A 15473-nucleotide genomic window follows, 5' to 3' on the forward strand; every position below is an offset into this window, starting at 1 on the left:
GGAAAAGTGAATCCGGTTGCATATCCATACGCTGTCTGTGGGAGAAGTTTCCGACACGGAGGTGTCGGGTATTTGTGTGATTGGAAGATTCTGTGGACGTCGAGTCTTTTTCAAGGAATTGGAATTGATCGGGTGGTTCTAACGCAATCTATGGGATGAACTGCCTGAAACGATGTTCCTTATTTTCGGGTCGAACCCAAACAAGCGAGGTGTATCATCGTGCCGAAAGTGATGGAATTGAAGCAGGAGGCGGAGATGTTCCAAATCCTGAATGAAAACGGCGAGATCGTGGAAGGTCAGAGGGCTCCGGACCTCAGCGACGATGAGCTGAAAGACATATACCGCTGGATGCTCCGGATTCGGACGTTCGACGGCCGGGCCATCAAGCTGAACCGCCAGGGTCGCCTCGGTTTCTACGCTCCGATGGCGGGACAGGAAGCCTGTCAAATTGCATCCATGGCCGCTCTGAAGCGTTCCGACTGGCTCTTCCCCAGTTACCGGGATCTCGGGACCGCGATGTTTCACGGTCTCCCGATGGAGATGGGTTTCCTGTACTCCCGCGGGATGAAGAACGGCATGAAAATCCCGGATGACGTGAACATGTTTCCTCCCCAGATCATTATCGCGGGGCACGTCCCCCATGCCGCCGGTGCCGGGTGGGCGTTCCGGTTGCGTGAGGAAGATCATGTGGCCATTGCCTTCTTCGGGGACGGCGCCACTTCCGAAGGGGACTTCCACGAAGGCCTCAACTTCGCCGGGGTCTATGACGCAAACGCGATCTTCTTCTGCCAGAACAACCAATATGCCATCAGCGTGCCCCTGTCCAAACAGACGCGTTCCGAAACCATCGCCCAGAAAGCTGTCGCTTATGGCATCCACGGGATCCAGGTGGACGGAAACGATGCTCTTGCCGTCTACCAGGCCACCAAGGAAGCCGCCGACCGGGCCCGCCGAGGGGAAGGCCCGACCCTGATCGAAGGCGTCACTTACCGCTTGGGCCCCCACACCATGGCCGGTGACGACCCGGGCCGCTACCGGACCAAGGAAGAGGAAGAGAACTGGGCTTCCAAGAAGGATCCCCTCAAGCGTTTCCGCAAGTACCTGGAGTCCAAAAACCTCTGGTCCGACGAGGAAGAAGAGAAGACGAAAGAAGAAGTGCTGGAAGAAATGAATGAAGCGATCAAGAAGGTCGAAAAGATGCCCAAAGGCACCGTCGCCGAATTGATCGAAGATGTTTACACCGAAACTCCGGCCCTTCTCAAAAAACAAAAAGAAGAATACCTCTCCTGGAAGGAGGGCAAATAATCCATGACCACCATGACTTTGATCAATGCCATTAACAATGCGTTGCGCGTGGAGATGGAGCGGGACGAAAACGTGATGGTGTTGGGTGAGGACGTCGGAGTCAACGGCGGTGTGTTCCGCGCTACCGCCGACCTCTACCAAACCTTTGGTGAAAAGCGGTCTGTCGACACTCCGCTGGCCGAATCGGCCATCATCGGAACCGCGATCGGGCTGGCTTCCCAAGGGTTCCGTCCGGTTCCGGAAATCCAGTTCGCCGGTTTCGTTTACGAATGTATGGACCAGATTTCCACCCAGGCGGCCCGTCTTCGCATGCGTTCCGGCGGACGTTTCAACGTGCCGATCACCATCCGGATCCCCTACGGCGGTGGAGTCAAAACCCCCGAGATGCATTCCGACAGCCTGGAAGCGCTCTTCCTCCACAGTCCCGGGGTCAAAGTGGTGGTTCCCAGCAACCCTTATGATGCCAAAGGACTGTTGATTTCCGCCATCCGTGACGACGATCCGGTCATCTTCTACGAACCGATGAAGCTGTACCGCTCCGTCAAGGCCGATGTGCCGGAAGGCGACTACACCGTGCCGCTGGGCAAAGCCAACGTGGTGAAAGAAGGCACCGACGTGACGGTGATCGCTTACGGCGCCATGGTCCCCCTGGCGGAAAAAGCAGCCGCCCAGGCGGAAAAAGAGCGCGACGTCAACGTGGAAGTGATCGACCTCCGGACCATCTCTCCCTTCGATCTGGAGACGATCGTCCAATCCGTCGAGAAGACCAACCGGGCCGTCATCGTTCACGAAGCGGCCCAGACCGGCGGTGTCGGCGCCGAACTGGCGGCCCGCATCAACGAAGAAGCGATTCTGTCGCTGGAATCCCCGGTGGTGCGCGTGACCGGGTTTGACACGCCTTACCCGTTAACCGCCATTGAAGACGAATGGCTTCCGTCTGTGGAACGGGTGTGCGCCGGCATCTACAAAACCTTGGACTTTTAATTTGATCCGGAAAGGAGGGAACAGGATTGGCTTACGAGTTTAAACTGCCTGACGTGGGTGAAGGGATTCACGAAGGAGAAATCGTGAAGTTCCACGTTCAGGAAGGTGATTCGATCAACGAAGACGATGTATTGGCGGAAGTTCAGACGGACAAAGCTGTGGTGGAAATCCCCGCCCCCGTGACCGGGACGGTGAAGAAGCTGAACGCCGACGAAGGCGATGTGGTGGAAGTCGGTTCGGTCCTGGCGGTTTTCGACACCGGGGAAGGGGATGACGCCGTCGATCAGGAAGAAGAGAAAAAAGAAGAAAAGCAACAGGAATCCAAAGAAGACAAATCGAAAAAAGAAGAACGGCCCGTTGCCCGGGTTGGGGGTGCCAAATCCGGAAAACAGGTGCTGGCCATGCCCTCCGTCCGTAAAAAAGCCCGGGAGATGGGGATTGATATCACCCAAGTCGAAGGAACCGGTAAAAACGGCCGTGTCACTCTCGAAGACCTGAACCGCTTCAAGGAAGGCGGAGCTGCAGCCGAGGAGAAACCCGCAGCGGAAGCCAAGGCCGAAGCGCCCCGGGAAGAACAACCGGCTGCTCCTCTGCCGCAGGGAGACGAAGAGCGGATCCCGCTTCGGGGGATGCGTCGCACCATTGCCAAGCGGATGGTTCAAAGCAAATACACCGCTCCCCATGTGACCGTGATGGACGAAGTGGATGCTTCCGAACTGGTCGAAGTGCGCAAATGGGCCAAGCAGATGGCCGAACAGCGGGGAATCAAACTGACTTACCTGCCCTTTGTCATCAAAGCCCTTACCGCCGCATTGCGTGAATTTCCGACCCTGAACGCTTCCATCGATGACGAAAAGGAAGAAATCGTCATCAAGAAGTATTACCACATGGGGATCGCCACTGCCACCGAAGACGGACTGGTGGTGCCGGTCATCAAAGATGTGGACCGCAAGTCCATCTTCCAATTGGCCGATGAAATCCGCGATCTGGTCACCCGAACCCGGGAACGCAAGGCCGGCGTGGACGAATTGAAAGGAAGCACCTTCAGCATTACCAACATCGGTTCTTTCGGCGGACAATTCTTCACGCCGATCATCAACTATCCGGAAGTGGCCATATTCGGCATGGGCAAAATGGCCGAACGTCCGGTGGCCGTGGACGGTGAAGTGGTGATCCGCCCGATGATGAACGTCTCTCTCTCCATCGATCACCGCCTGATTGACGGAGATGTGGCGGCCCGCTTCTTGAACCGCGTCAAAGAGTTGCTGGAAAACCCCAAACTCTTGATGATGGAGATGAATTAACATGGTAGTAGGAGATTTCGCAACGGAAGTCGACGTCTTGGTCGTGGGCGGTGGGCCCGGCGGTTATGTGGCCGCCATTCGCGCCGCCCAGATGGGGAAAAAAGTCACGCTTGTGGACAAGGCCGAGCTCGGAGGAGTGTGTCTCAACCGGGGGTGCATTCCCTCCAAGGCTCTCATCCACGCCGCGGACGAAGTGCACAAGGTGAAAAACGCCTCCCACATGGGAATTGAAGTGGACGGCGTCAACATCAACTTCACCGAAATGATGAAGTGGAAAGACGATGTCGTCGGCAAGCTGACCGGCGGAGTGGCCTCCCTCCTGAAAGGGAACAAGGTCGAAGTGATTCAGGGTGAGGTGTACTTCTCCGGGGAGAACACGGTCAAAGTGGCCACCGAGAAGGACAGCACCACCTACCAATTCAACCACTGCATCCTGGCCACCGGTTCCCGTCCGACGGAGATTCCGTCCCTGAAATTTGACGGAGAGAAGATCATCTCTTCCACTGAAGCCCTGTCCCTTCAGGAAATCCCGGACAAACTGGTCGTGGTCGGCGGCGGTTACATCGGGCTGGAGCTGGGCACCGCCTACAGCAAGCTCGGCACCGAAGTCACCATATTGGAAGGGATGGATTCCATCCTGCCGGGGGTGGATGCCTCCATGGTGCGCATGGTGAAGCGCAACCTGAAGAAGCTGGGTGTGAATGTGGTGACCCATGCCATGGTGCAAAGTGCCGACACCTCCGGAGACGGGGTGACTGTTACCGCGGAAGTGAAAGGAAAAGAGAAAACCTTCTCCGCGGACAAAGTGCTGGTGTCCATCGGACGTACGCCCAACACCGATGAGCTGGGTCTGGATCAGGCGGGTCTCGAGACGGATGACAAGGGGTTCATCCCCGTGGACAAACAGATGCGGACCAAGAACGAAAGGATCTTCGCCATCGGTGACATCGCCGGACAGCCGATGCTGGCCCACAAAGCGAGCTACGAAGGAAAAGTGGCTGCGGAAGCCATCGCCGGGGAACCCAGCGAGGTGGACTACCGGGCCATGCCCTACGTCATCTTTTCCGATCCGGAACTGGCTTACACCGGTCTGACGGAAAAAGAGGCCAAGGAAGAAGGCTACGACGTCGAAGTGAGCCGCTTCTCCTTCGCCGCCAACGGTCGTGCCCTTTCCCTGGATGCAGCCGAAGGTTTCTTCCAGGTCGTGGCCGACAAGGGGTCCAAGCAAATTCTGGGCGCCCAAATCGTCGGCCCGGAAGCGGCCAGCCTGATTTCCGAAGTCGTCCTGGCCATCGAAATGGGGGCCAATGCCGAAGACATCGCCCTCACCATCCACGCCCATCCCACCCTCCCCGAAACCTTCATGGAAGCGGCGGAAGGCATCATGGGCAACGCCATCCACATGGTCAACAAATAACCGAATCGGTCGAACCCCGGGGAACCCCTCCCTGGGGTTCGTTTTTACGGGAAGGAATGAAAGCGGGTGGCCAGCAAAGGGAAGGGAGCGATTTTTTGAATGGTTGAATCACCTCACATCGTGATTAGAAATACAGGCTGTCGTTAATGCTTTTTATCGGGAATATGGACGATTTAGAGATCGGTTTATCGCTGGTTTGGTAAACTCCGGCTCCTACTGACAGGCAAAGGATATTGCTTCAGTTGCCAATCGGTGACCTCCCGTTTGTTTTCAGCTGTTCCTTTCATGGCTTGGGTTTCGGACTGCACCGGTGATCCCCCGTGGCGGATCTTGTAACTACCACTGTTCATGGTATAATCACACATTTTTGTAGATAGGTTTGTCTGCCTGTGTCAATGATAACAGAGAAACATAATATGAGATGAGCTTTGGTTCGAAAGGGGGAGAGGTTCATGAGTGGATACGGGTCTCTTGGTTTGCGCCGACTGCTTCTCTTTCTGCTGGTCATTGCCACCATTTTCGGCTTGGTCGGTGTCATTAATGGGTACGGGTACTGATTCCCGAAATAAATCAGGCAGGATCGAGGGCGACCGGCAAGTATTCGTGCCTTTGCTCATTTGAACTGAAACAGCTAAAACCGTAGCCCCACCAGCTTAGCCTTTGTCAGTCACCCTTAACAGCAGCCCCCTTCCCAATTGAAAGGGGGCTGCTTGCATTTCAGGAGTGGTGTTATCCATTATTTTGACGGACTGTCGGGGTGACTGGTGAATATCACTTGATTTATATACGATAACAATTTAGGAAATGATGTTAACACTACGGAACAAAGGAAAATCCAAGCATGTCTCTGGTGGAGTTATTAAAAAAAGGGAATCAATCGGCGGCTGCTGCTGCCTTAGGAAATGCCATTATCGCGGTATCCAAAGGAACAGCCGCTTGGTTGAGTGGTAGTGGCGCCATGTTGGCAACCACAATTCACTCCATCGCGGACACCCTGAATCAAGCCTTTGTTTTTGCGGGGAGCATTCTCGCCGAAAAGAGGCCGACCAAACGATTTCCGGCCGGTTTTGGGCGGGTGGTCAATCTGTTTGTGTTAATCGCAGTCATTATCATCTCCATTATGGCTTATGAGACCATCAAAGAAGGTTGGCATTTGATTCAACATCCTGAGCCTTCTCAAAACCTTCTGTTAAATGTAGTTATTTTGGTACTGGCGGTTGTGATTGATGGTTATGTATTATTCAAAGCCATGAAAGAAATTGTCAAAGAAACCGGAGCGAATGCCACGGGGTGGCAAACGATTCGGGCTTCGTTTCAAAATGTGGGGTTGGCTTCCCCTCCCACCCGATTGGTTTTTTATGAAGATATCTTAGCCACCTTCAGCGCCATGTTGGCATTGATGTTTATCTTTTTGGCGGACTTAACAGGTGTTTACATACTGGATGGAATCGGAACGCTTCTGATTGGTTCTCTGTTGATTGGCATTGCGATAAAAATCGGATATGAAAATACGATCGGTCTGATTGGAGTAGCGGCCCCTAAAGTGATTCAGGAACGCATCGCCAAAATCATTCTCGATGATCCGGATGTGGTGGATATTAAAAAAATGCGGATCCTTCAGGAAGGCCGGAAGTATCACGTGGAAGTTACATTGAACTGCGGAAAGGATTTTCCCTTGCTGTAGCGGATGACATTAAGTTGCGTGTGATTGAAAAAGTGCTGAAAGACCCGGATGTGGATGATGTCACGATGGGGATTTTGGAATCTGATGATAAACAAAACTGGGTTCCGTCGGAACAAAATTCATGAGCTTGGGATGGAAAACGGAAGGTCTTATCAGAAGAAGAAAACCTATTTCAAATCGAAATTCATCTCTTTTTCAAGTACAATGACAGTACAAGAACTTAAGGAGGTTAACGTATGTCGGACCCCAATGACAAAGTGGAAGTTGAGATTGAAGACGGAGAACTGGAAATCGAAATCGGTGATTTGGAAATTGAAATCAGTGAAGACGGCATCGAGCTTGAGTTTGACTAAAGGGTCGGAGTAGGGAGCAGTAGGCTGCAAAGGGCGTGTTTATGACACAGAATGGAGGTAAGGGGCAAGGCAAATGCAGCCGTTTCGGCTGTATTTGTCTTGCCATTTGAACTGAGATGGGGAGATCAGGATTGCTTTCTTGGGCAGAACGATGGATTGAACAGCCTTGGTTTATCGGCTTTTTTTGTTTCTCATTTTTTTGAACGCCCTATAAGCGTTGTGAAAAAGTGAGCGGCAGCAATTACCCAAAACCGCTCCGGCTGCACTCACAGAGCGCAAGTCTCGCCTGGGGTCGTTTCACTCCCCGGTCTCGCTATGCTGTCCTGCGAAGATGGTTGCACTGTCCGCTCCGAATCATCCTGCTGCGGGCAGGGGCAAACGCCTGCGGATGCAACACAGAGAAGCTTTTGCCCCTGAACGACGTTGCTGGCTGATTCTTCGCCGGGCAGGACAGCAAAGTCGCTGTTTCGAGTAAAAACGGTCAGATCACGTCTTTTTCCGGAGCTTTGGAGGCCCATGCCGCGGCTGTTCCAATGATGGGACAGGTCATGGTCGCCAAGATCACTTCCGTATAGCCGCCGAACCAGTCGTAAGTCATGCCGTAAGGCAGGGGGCCCAAGGCCGAACCCACGACCGTGACGGCCATGACAATCCCCTTGATGCTTCCGAGATGACGTCGTCCGAAATATTGGGGCCATATGGCATTCAGCACGATCTGTCCCAGTCCGTTGCAGGCCCCCCATACGACGGCGAAGAGCACGGCTGTCGTGACGGAATGGACATTCAGAATCAAAACCAGAAAAGACAATTGCAACAAGAAGACAAAAGCCAAGACCCGGTTAACGGGATACCGGTCCACCGCAATCCCGCCGACGAAGGTCATGGGAAAACCGATGCCCGCCATCAGGCTCAGGACGAGGGCCGCCGTGGAAACTCCCAGCCCCTGTTCTTCCATGATCGACGTCAGGTGGAAGGTGAGTCCGGTGTTGACCAGAGCCGGAAAACTCACGCAGAGAAGGATCAGCCAAAAGGCGTGGGTTTGCATCGCTTCCCTCAGTGTCCAGTTTGTTTCATTTAAAGCAGCCGACGGGTCCGGTTGACTGTTGCTCCCGGTTTGGTCCGGCACCAGTCCTACATCCTCCGGCCGGTTCCGTACGAAGATGGCCGCCAGGGGGACGAAAACCACCAGCAGCAGGATCCCCCAAATGCGCCAAGCAGTGGGCCAACCCCAATGGTCGATCATCCAGGCGTTGAAGATCGGTGCCAGGGTGGCCCCGGCGAATCCGCCGATCATCATCAGGCTCAGGGCACGGCCCCGCTTGCGGATGAACCACTGGGGCACCAGGGTATTGGGCAAGAGGGTCATGGAACCCTGTCCCAACAGGCGAACCGTCAGAAACCCGACGAACAGCATCACGGGCGTGAAGACGAAACTGTTCCAGAAACAGGCGAGAGCCAAGAGAGCCCCCACGATGGTCATCATGATACGTGGACCGAACCGGTCCACCATCCGGCCGATGAACATTAACAGGAACCCGGCAATCAGTGTCGCCCCGGAATAGATCCCGGAGACCAGTGAACGGCTCCAGCCAAAATCACGGATGTAATAATCGATAAAAATGGAATTCGAATACGTCTGGCCCGGTGCGGAAAAAAAGACTCCCAACCCGCCAATCAGTACCATCAACCAACCGTAATAAATGGGAGTGTGAATCACCCTCTGCGGGCTGTGTAACAAACGTGTCCCCAACATCCATCCTCCCAACAAACAAAGAAGCCTGATGGCTTCTCTTCCTTCATTGTTTCTGTTTTTCAGGCAGGCTTCCGAAATGTACATTTCCTCTTGATTATACCACGATGACAGCAATCAGGGATCCCTTTAAAAAGAGAGAGATCCGGGAACACGGGACCGGCATGATGCAGGGAGAAAGGTCATTCCACCGTTTGGAAGAAGGAGTCGGGAAAGACCGCGGTGCTGGTGGGGCAGGAGAAAGAGTGATAGAATATTCGCAAGTGATCGGGTAGGAAGGGGGAGCAAGATGGAAACTTCCATTGAAATTGAAGTGCGCCCGACGGAAATCGATGTCATGGGCCATGTCAACAATGCCAAGTACTTGGAATACATGGAATGGGGACGGGAAGACTGGTACAACAAAGCGAATCTTTCTTTTGACCGGTTTACCGAAATGAACATCGGCACAGTGACGGTGAACATCAACATCAACTACCGGAAAGAGGCCCGTCTGGGGGAGCATCTGACCATCCGGACCCGTCCTCTGAAAAGAGGGCGCACCAGTTATGTATTGGAACATGTGATCGAGAACGAGCAACAGGAGCTTGTGGCGGACGCGGAAGTCGTCAACGTCACCATCGATCTGAAAACACGGAAGAGCGTGCCGATCCCCAAGGAGTTGGCGGACCGGTTCCCTTCATAAAAAAACCGCCTGTTCCGGCGGTTTTTCCCGTTCTCAGTTTTGTCGTAGTTCGCTCAATTCCTGAAGGATCCCTTCCAATTCCATCATGGTGAGATTGCCTTTCTTCTTCTCCATCATGTTGTAAAGATCACGGATGTCCCCGTACTTCTCCAGACTGAAATCTTCGGGGCGGATCATGGAAGCATTGACCAGGTTCAGACGGTTTTTGATGGCATCGATCATAAAAACCAGGTTTTCCCGGTTCGGTTGTTCCAGGTTCATGAAATCGCTCCTCTCTGCCCTTTCTTTTTTCCATTGTAAAGCATCGGGACAAAAATTCCACCGGGCCGGCGGGAAGAGTCCGAAATTTTTCGGGAGGGATGGATGTTGGATCACTCCGGTGACAGTCGCTATTCTCCCCTTTTCATCCGTTTTCTTTACCATTTTAACGTGGATCGGGACTATTTTGAATGTCACGAGGTGCTGGAAGCGTTGTGGATGGAAGAAGGAAGAGATCCGCTTTATCAGGGGCTGTTGCAGGCGGCGGTGGGCTTGTACCACCACCGCAACGGGAACGTGAACGGCGCCCGGAAACTGTTCCGCGCTGCGTTGGAGAAGCTTACGAATGAACCCGGTGATTCACTGGGGATCGATTTGGCGGGGTTCCGACAACAGGCGGAGCATTATCTGAACCGATTGGAGCGTGCGGAAGCGGAGCCGGTTTCATTTCATGATCTGAATATCCGGATTTTGGACCCGGAGTTGGAGCGGCGGTTGAAGGAGATGCGGCGGGGGAAAAATCATACCGAAGAGTCCTGAAAAGAAGGAAAGGGGGAGGAAGCCATGTACACCCTGCAGTTGGTGGATACCCACGTGCATTGGGACCGGCTGCCGGAAAAAGAATGGGAAGGAATCGTCGACCGGGCCCGGCGAGCGGGCGTGGTGAAGGCGGTGGCCGTGGGAACCGATGCGGCTTCTTGTACCACCCTTCTCCGGGCTAAAAAACGGTTCCCCGATTTTCTTGATATCTCCTTGGGCTATCATCCCGAGCAAGCGGTGCGATGGGATGAAGTGGAGACGGTTCTCCGGCAGATCCGGGAGCACCGGGATCTCCTCGCCGGTGTGGGGGAAGTGGGGTTGCCCTGGTATTCCCTCTCCGAAGAAAAACGGAGCGATCCTTCCGATCCCGACCACAAAGGAGCCTTGGAACGGCTGATGCGAACGGCGGTGGAGCTGGATTTGCCGGTTCTCCTCCATGCCGTTCATGACCGGGCCGAAGAGATGTTTCGCATCTTGCAGGCCCACGGGGTCCGGAAGGCGGTTTTCCATTGGCTCAAAGCTCCGGAGAAGACGGTGGACAAAATAGCAGGCGCCGGCTATTTGATTTCCGTCACTCCCGAAGTGTGTTACCGGAGCCGGGATCGGGAATTAGCAAAACGGGTTCCTGTCTCACAAATCCTGTTGGAGACGGATGCCCCTTGGCGTTACAGAGGCCCTTTTCGTAACCGTTCCGCGGAGCCGGCATGGGTCCGGCGGACGGCGGAAGCCCTCTCGCAGATCAAACGGGTCTCTTTCCTTCAGGTTTCGGAACAAACCACGGCCAATGCGGCCCGACTCTTCGGTTGGCCGAAATGACGCCGCTCACTACATCCGGGGATTTTGACGGAGAACCCTCCTGAAACGGGCCCAATGGAAAATCGGTCCGCGGGGGGACCGTTTTTTTCTTTCCTTTTCCTCCCCCACGCGGTAAGATAACGATGGATGAAACAAGCGGATCAACGCAGAAGATAATATTTGACAAGTGCGAGGCATTCCCGCGTCTTATGATAAGAGATCCGCAGGCTCCCGCTCTTAAAGGGAGCCGGAGTGACCGGAACTCCCGCTCTCTTGGCGTACCTTGCCGCCCGGTACATATGGAAATCGTGGGTGATCAGGTAGACATCCCGGATTCCGTGACGGCGAAGGATCTCACGGGTATTCGACAGGTTTTCCGAGGTATCCGTCGAGCGGTCTTCCAGGAGGAGAGCTTTTTCCGGGACCCCCTGCGCCGTCAGCCAGTCTTTCATCACTTGCGCTTCGACGGCTTTTTTTCCGGGAGCGCCACCGGACAGAATCAGACGGGGAGCGAGCCCTTCCCGATGCATCTTGAGAGCCTGATCCAGCCGTTCGGTCAACGCGGGGCCGGGTTGCCCGTTTTTCAGAGAGGCCCCGAGTACGATGGCCCCTTCCCTTCGCACCGGTTGACAGGTCTTTCCGTCATAACTGGAGACGAGACGCCACATCCCGAACCAGCCGATCCCGGCCACCGCTCCGGCCGGGACGATCCACTCGATCATCCTGCGGGCCCCCTTCTCTTCTTAGATGTATTGTGAAAAAGTGAGCGGCGGCATTTACCCGAAGCCGCTCCGGTTGTACTCACAGAGCACAAGTCTCGCCTGGGTCGCTTGCTCCCCGGTCCTCGCTATGCTGTCCTGCAGGGATAGATGCACTCTCCGCCGGGCAGGACAGTAAAGTCGCTGTTTCGGGTAAACGCTTCCCTTCTTCTGGGCCTGACAATCAATCACAACGCTTCTATAATCGCAAGTGGGGTGACTTCCCGGAGACCCTGTTCATTGTAAGCCGGGTTCGCCGGGGGGACAAGACTTTCACCCGATGCTTTCCTCTTCAAACCCATTTGATTGGATCGGAGAAAGGTGGATGGGGTTGAAAACACAACGTCGTTGGACGCTGGCCATCCTCGGCGTCCTGATCGTTTCCGCTTATGTTGTTCCTTATGTGTTTCTTTCCCGGATTGAATCCTGGTACGGAAGCTTTCTGTTTTGGATTCTTTTTTCTCTGGCGTCCATTTTGGTCATTTCCCGGATCGCCTGTCAATGGAGGGATCCCGAATGAGTGCGGCACTGGTGGTGTGGGGGCTGGGTCTGTATATCCTTTTTGCCCTTGTGATTGCCTTTCTTGCCAGGAGCGGGAAAGCCGCCTCCCTCTCCGATTACTTTCTGGCGGGTCGGTCCCTCGGCGGTGTGGTGTCGGCATTGAGTTACAGTGCCACCACCTACAGCGCGTTCATGTTGGTGGGGTTGGCCGGATTGACTTATCGGGGCGGGGTGGGGGCACTCGGGTTTGAGCTTGTCTACCTTTCCGGGATGGTGCTGGTCGCTTTTTTCGGGCCCCGATTTTGGCTGGTCGGAAAGAAGTTCGGATACGTCACCCCGCCGGAAATGCTGGGAGACCGGTACGGCAGCCGGGGGGTGGCCGTGATCGCCGCTTTGGCCAGTTGTCTCTTTCTCATTCCATACTGCGCGGTCCAACTGGCGGGAGTGGGATACCTCCTGGAGGGCATGACCGGCGGGGCGGTCTCCTTCACCGCAGGAGCGGTTTTGGCCACGGTCCTGGCGGTACTGTTGGCCTGGATCGCGGGTATGCGCTCCGTCGCATGGACCGATGCCTTTCAGTCTCTGGTGATGATTCTCACCGCCACGGCGGTCGTCCTGGTGGTGGTGAGTGAACTGGGGGGGTTCGGAGGGCTTTTTTCCCGTCTGGAAGCCGAAAAGCCGGAGTTGCTTACCGTCCCGGGAAACGGATTTTTCAGCTTTTCCACCTTTGTGGGACTGACGCTCCCATGGTTCTTTTTCAGTATTTCCAATCCCCAGGTGAGTCAGCGTCTCTTTATGCCGAAGAGCCTTGTGGAAATGCGCCGGATGCTCATCATCTTTCTCGGCTTCGGGTTGGTGTACACGCTGGTTTCGGTCCTGTGGGGATTTTCGGCGGCCGTCCGGTTTCCCTCGCTGGCCTCCCCCGACCTGGCCACCCCGACGCTGCTTTCCTCCGGATGGGTGCCGCCACTCTTGGGTGTGATCGTCATGGTGGGAATCATGGCCGCGGCCATTTCCACGGTGGACTCGATTCTGTTGACTCTGTCGTCCATCGTAGCGAGGGACTTGTACGGTTCGATGGGGAAAGAGAGGGATCCGGCCCGGCAGCTTCGGGCCGGACTTTGGGTCATCCCCCTGATCGCCCTTCTTTCGTATCTGTTTGCCAGCCTGAAACTGAATCTGATCGCGGTGTTGGCGGTCTCGTCTTCGGCCGGATTGCTGGTGATGGTCCCCTCGGTGTTGGGAGCTTTTTTCTGGAAACGGGGGACTTCCGCGGGAGTGCTGGCCAGCATCCTCGGAGGCGGCATCACCGTCATATGGTTGGAATGGACCCAGACCCGTTGGTTCGGGCAGGCGTCCGGGGTCTGGGGGCTGGCCTTCTCCCTGCTTCTGTTCGTGGGGGTCAGTCTGCTGACAAAGCCGGCGGAAGAACCCGCCGACCGGTTTCTCGGATACCTCCGGGGGGCCTTGAAAGAGAGGAACATCTGGTGAAGGAGGGCCATCCCGCAAAGGGTGGCCTTTTTGGTTGAATGGTCCAGTGTGTGGGGGCTTGTCATTCCATCTTTTATATTAGCGTTGGGTGCTGTACTTCTGGTTTTCGGTACCGGACTTCCATTTTTTCGTTGCAGGAGGCTCCTTGGTTTGGAACCGTCTTGCGAGGCCTGGACAGGGGAGAGTGAGAGGAAATGGTTAGGTTTTGAAAAGGGATGGGTTCGGACTCATTTTCTTCGTATGAACGGGATGTCAGACGGTGCAAGGATCGTGGGTACAATCGCCCCAAAATCAAGCGGGTTGTTTTGATGCTCTTTCCAACTTGAAAGGCCATTATTCAGAGTTGGGTGGGTTGTTCCAAAAAGTCTTTAAAGGACCGGTTTTTTTGAGACGTCCCGGAATGTCCTTTTTGTGAAGGGATTTATACAAAAGGAGAGAAAAATAACACCATTGAGCTGATTCCGCACCAACTGACGGCGAAACCATGACATGGTATGATGACAGAGAACGCTTTCATTGGGAGGGGATCATCTTGAGCGATCGTTTTCGCGCACTGGTGGTGGACAAGACGGAGGAATCCTTTGCCGTTGATGTGAAAGAGCGGACCCTGGAGGATCTTCACCCGGGGGAGGTGGTGATCCGTGTCGCCTGGTCCGGAGTGAACTACAAGGACGGCCTCGCCGCGACCCCCAAGGGGCGGATCGCCGAAACCTACCCCCTGATCCCGGGGATCGACCTGGCTGGAACGGTGGTCCGCTCCGGGGACACCCGCTTTAAAGAAGGGGATGAAGTCATCGTGGCCAGCGCCGAACTGGGGGTTTCCCATCACGGCGGTTTCAGCGAAATGGCCCGGGTCCCCGGGGATTGGATCATTCCCCTGCCCGAAGGACTCACCCTGAAGGAGGCCATGGTCTTCGGCACCGCCGGATTCACCGCGGCCATGTCGATTCAGCGGATGGAAGAGAACGGTCTCCGGCCGGAGGCGGGTCCCGTCGTGGTGGCCGGGGCCACCGGTGGCGTGGGGAGCACCGCCGTCGCCATGTTGGCCAAGCGGGGCTATACGGTGGTCGCCGGTACGGGGAAAACCTCGGAGCACGACTATCTCCGCAAACTGGGGGCGGCGGAAATTCTGGACCGGGAAGAACTGACCGGGGCGGAACGTCCTCTCCAAAAATCCCGGTGGGCCGGGGCGGTGGACCCCGTCGGGGGTGAGACCCTTTCGTATCTCCTCAGCACGATGAAATTCGGGGGCTCCGTCGCCTTGAGCGGCCTGGCCGGGGGACCCCAATTCTCCTCCACCGTTTTTCCTTTCATTTTGCGGGGGGTGAATCTCCTCGGCATCGACTCCGCCCACATTTCCAACGGGTACCGGAGAAAGGTCTGGAACCGTCTGGCCACGGATCTGAAGCCGGAAGGGCTTCTCGATTTGATCGGCGCGGATGAGATTACTCTGGACGAGCTTCCCGACACCCTGTCCGCGATCCTGAAAGGCGAGGTCCGGGGCAGGAGACTGGTGAAACTGATCTGAACGGATCGTACAAAGAGAGCGCCGCCCTGAAGGGGCGGTGCTTTCCCTTTGGTGGGAAATGTTTCCTTGTCCCCGTTCGATCTTGTGGTAAGATAGAATCTGTATTCCAGAACTGGAACG

At 55.3% G+C, this 15473-nt stretch carries 13 protein-coding genes and 1 pseudogene; 11 read left to right on the forward strand and 3 right to left on the reverse strand.

What is annotated here, in order from left to right; genetic code table 11:
- Positions 1-231 precede the first annotated feature (231 nt).
- The 5 genes and pseudogenes from pdhA to C8P63_RS07800 all read left to right on the forward strand — a co-directional run bounded on the left by pdhA (position 232) and on the right by C8P63_RS07800 (position 6819).
- Positions 232-1305: a pyruvate dehydrogenase (acetyl-transferring) E1 component subunit alpha gene (gene pdhA, locus C8P63_RS07780; RefSeq protein ID WP_425437270.1), complete on the forward strand. Its 1074-nt coding sequence runs from the start codon at positions 232-234 to the stop codon at positions 1303-1305.
- Positions 1306-1308: 3 nt separating this feature from the next.
- A complete protein-coding gene (locus tag C8P63_RS07785) occupies positions 1309-2289 on the forward strand; it encodes an alpha-ketoacid dehydrogenase subunit beta (RefSeq protein WP_108022899.1) in 981 nt (326 codons plus the stop codon).
- Between the two features lie 26 nt (positions 2290-2315).
- Positions 2316-3593, forward strand: coding sequence for a dihydrolipoamide acetyltransferase family protein (locus C8P63_RS07790; protein WP_108022900.1), 1278 nt, complete (start codon positions 2316-2318; stop codon positions 3591-3593).
- A gap of 1 nt (position 3594) precedes the next feature.
- Positions 3595-5010 (forward strand): dihydrolipoyl dehydrogenase, encoded by a 1416-nt coding sequence (gene lpdA, locus C8P63_RS07795; protein ID WP_108022902.1) that lies wholly within the window; start codon positions 3595-3597, stop codon positions 5008-5010.
- Between the two features lie 841 nt (positions 5011-5851).
- Positions 5852-6819: pseudogene (locus C8P63_RS07800) on the forward strand (cation diffusion facilitator family transporter).
- Between the two features lie 709 nt (positions 6820-7528).
- On the opposite strand, the gene C8P63_RS07805 reads toward C8P63_RS07800, so the two are convergent.
- On the reverse strand, positions 7529-8797 hold the full coding sequence (locus C8P63_RS07805; protein WP_245920779.1) for an MFS transporter: 1269 nt from the start codon (positions 8795-8797) through the stop codon (positions 7529-7531).
- Positions 8798-9086: 289 nt separating this feature from the next.
- On the opposite strand from C8P63_RS07805, the gene C8P63_RS07810 reads away from it, so the two are divergent.
- Complete coding sequence (locus C8P63_RS07810) at positions 9087-9482, forward strand: acyl-CoA thioesterase (protein ID WP_108022904.1); 396 nt, start codon at positions 9087-9089, stop codon at positions 9480-9482.
- A gap of 33 nt (positions 9483-9515) precedes the next feature.
- On the opposite strand, the gene C8P63_RS19050 is transcribed toward C8P63_RS07810, so the two are convergent.
- Positions 9516-9743 (reverse strand): DUF1128 domain-containing protein, encoded by a 228-nt coding sequence (locus tag C8P63_RS19050; protein WP_170109562.1) that lies wholly within the window; start codon positions 9741-9743, stop codon positions 9516-9518.
- Positions 9744-9845: 102 nt separating this feature from the next.
- Here C8P63_RS19050 and C8P63_RS07820 point away from each other — a divergent pair, with 102 nt between their 5' ends.
- Both C8P63_RS07820 and C8P63_RS07825 read left to right on the forward strand, forming a co-directional pair.
- Complete coding sequence (locus C8P63_RS07820; protein ID WP_108022908.1) at positions 9846-10280, forward strand: DUF309 domain-containing protein; 435 nt, start codon at positions 9846-9848, stop codon at positions 10278-10280.
- Positions 10281-10304: 24 nt separating this feature from the next.
- Positions 10305-11096: a TatD family hydrolase gene (locus C8P63_RS07825; RefSeq protein ID WP_108022910.1), complete on the forward strand. Its 792-nt coding sequence runs from the start codon at positions 10305-10307 to the stop codon at positions 11094-11096.
- A 140-nt stretch (positions 11097-11236) separates the two neighbouring features.
- On the opposite strand, the gene C8P63_RS07830 is transcribed toward C8P63_RS07825, so the two are convergent.
- Complete coding sequence (locus tag C8P63_RS07830; protein WP_108022912.1) at positions 11237-11797, reverse strand: YdcF family protein; 561 nt, start codon at positions 11795-11797, stop codon at positions 11237-11239.
- 367 nt (positions 11798-12164) lie between these two features.
- On the opposite strand from C8P63_RS07830, the gene C8P63_RS07835 reads away from it, so the two are divergent.
- The 3 genes from C8P63_RS07835 (at position 12165) to C8P63_RS07845 (ending at position 15353) form a co-directional block, all read left to right on the forward strand.
- Entirely contained in the window at positions 12165-12353 is a 189-nt protein-coding gene (locus tag C8P63_RS07835; RefSeq protein ID WP_245920781.1) for a hypothetical protein, read from the forward strand.
- Positions 12350-13825, forward strand: a complete 1476-nt coding sequence (locus C8P63_RS07840; RefSeq protein ID WP_108022916.1) for a sodium:solute symporter family protein — start codon at positions 12350-12352, stop codon at positions 13823-13825. The genes C8P63_RS07835 and C8P63_RS07840 overlap by 4 nt, the downstream gene beginning before the upstream one ends.
- Before the next feature lie 532 nt (positions 13826-14357).
- Positions 14358-15353, forward strand: coding sequence for an acrylyl-CoA reductase family protein (locus C8P63_RS07845; RefSeq protein ID WP_245920783.1), 996 nt, complete (start codon positions 14358-14360; stop codon positions 15351-15353).
- Positions 15354-15473: the final 120 nt, after the last annotated feature.

It is taken from the genome of Melghirimyces profundicolus (assembly GCF_003054245.1).
Classification (GTDB): domain Bacteria; phylum Bacillota; class Bacilli; order Thermoactinomycetales; family DSM-45169; genus Melghirimyces; species Melghirimyces profundicolus.